The following is a 1,213-nucleotide window of genomic DNA, read 5'->3' on the forward strand; positions in this document are numbered from 1 at the left end:
AAGGTGCAGGGTAAAATCCGCCTGACGCGCGGCCAGCGTCTCGGCCATCACCAACAACGGCGTCAAACCGATACCTGCGGCAAACAGCAACGTGCGCGGGGCATGCGGCAGCGGGAAGTGGTTGCGTGGTGCGGAAATCTCTAATTCATCGCCGGTGGTTAATTGCTGATGCAGCCAGCGCGATCCGCCAGTTGAACACTGATCCAGACGCACGCAGATTTCATAATGATCGGCTGCCGCAGAGCAGAGCGAATACTGGCGTTTACCGCCGTCGGGAATCAGCACATCAATATGCGCGCCGGGCGTGAAAACCGGCAGCGGCTGGCCGTTGTGACTGGCCAACGTCAGTAACACATTGCCTGCACCGTTGAACTGCTTTGCGATGACGGTGACGGCGAGAGAAGTGGATTTCATCATCTATCTGCCTGAGCAGGGATGTCGTCGGCTGCGAGGCCGCGCAAACCCTTGTTTTTATCATGGCAGCGATTATTATTTTGCCCTTGTGTAAGCGTCCATCTGTTTAATTCGCATGATGCGTTGCAAAAAAGAGAGCACCCCCTTATGTTCGCCTTCTCCCGATTTCTGCTCTATTTCACTGAAGTGGCCCGCCAGGGTTCGCTGCGCAAGGCTTCGGATGTGCTGCATGTCTCAGCGTCGTCGATTGATCGGCAGATTCTACGCGTCGAGGAACAGCTGGATATGCCGCTGTTCGAGCGCCATCCATCAGGATTACGTATGACCGCAGCAGGTGAAATCCTGCTGAATGCGGCGAAAAACTGGCAGCGGGATTTTGGTCGCGTTTGTACCCAGCTGGATGATTTGCGCGGGCTGCGCCACGGCCATGTGCATATCGCCACCATCGATGCGATTAATCGCGGCTTCTTCTCTTCGATCTTGCAGCGCATTCGAAGCGACTATCCCGGCATCTCCTTCACGCTGACCACCATGAGCAACATCCACATCGCCAATGCGTTGACGTCGGGCGATGCGGATTTCGGCATCATGCTCAATCCGCAGAGTTCGCGCGAGCTGCTGGTGAAGTCATTTGCCGATTTACGCCTGGGCATTGTGGTGAGCAGCCAGCATCCGCTGGCCAATCTGGAGTCGATCCGTTTCAGCCATTGCGAATCCTGGCCGTTTATCGTGCCCGCCGCGCCGCTGATGCTGGCCGATCCGCTGGAAGCGCTAATAAACAGTTCGGGCATTAAGATCA

Annotated in this window: 1 protein-coding gene and 1 pseudogene; one reads left to right on the top strand and one right to left on the bottom strand. The window is 56.2% G+C overall.

Annotation, left to right across the window (positions count from 1 at the left end; all coding sequences use genetic code 11):
* Nucleotides 1–417, bottom strand: a pseudogene (locus RTY00_RS24540) (ferredoxin reductase); the annotation flags it as partial.
* A gap of 144 nt (nt 418–561) precedes the next feature.
* Between RTY00_RS24540 and RTY00_RS24545 the strand changes: the two are divergent.
* Nucleotides 562–1,213 (top strand): LysR family transcriptional regulator (locus tag RTY00_RS24545; protein ID WP_312666717.1); only part of this gene is annotated, 652 nt, incomplete at its 3' end.

It is taken from the genome of Pantoea sp. CTOTU49201 (genome assembly GCF_032054795.1).
GTDB lineage: Bacteria > Pseudomonadota > Gammaproteobacteria > Enterobacterales > Enterobacteriaceae > Pantoea > Pantoea symbiotica.